The following is a 421-nucleotide window of genomic DNA, read 5'->3' on the forward strand; positions in this document are numbered from 1 at the left end:
GCCAGCAGTGNNNNAACGCTTTCGAAGCCTCGCTGAAGCTCGACATCTCCCACAGGGGAATGGAGGTGTTTGGTAGAGCTTTAGCCGAACACTTTCTGCCTGCTGACTCAGGTCTACTGTGGGAGGGGGCTTGCTCCCGATGGCGGTGGGTCTGCCAGCCCATCNCCCCTCCCACATTTAACCGAGATCGACAGTAAGCAACCGGTCGGCTACCAGGCCGCCGTGCTCTTGTTTTGATCTTGATCTGAGGCGCCCCGTCAAACACGCTGGCCGAACGCAGGCTTTGGAGCGTGGGTAAGCCGGCAGGACGCCGGGTTAGCCATGACCTAAACAACGGATATGTACCCAACCCCCGCAACAAACAACACCAACAAAACCGCCCACCCCAACACCATCCCCCGCCACCCCCAAGGCCCCCGCC

The organism is Pseudomonas marginalis, from assembly GCF_001645105.1.
GTDB lineage: Bacteria > Pseudomonadota > Gammaproteobacteria > Pseudomonadales > Pseudomonadaceae > Aquipseudomonas > Aquipseudomonas petroselini.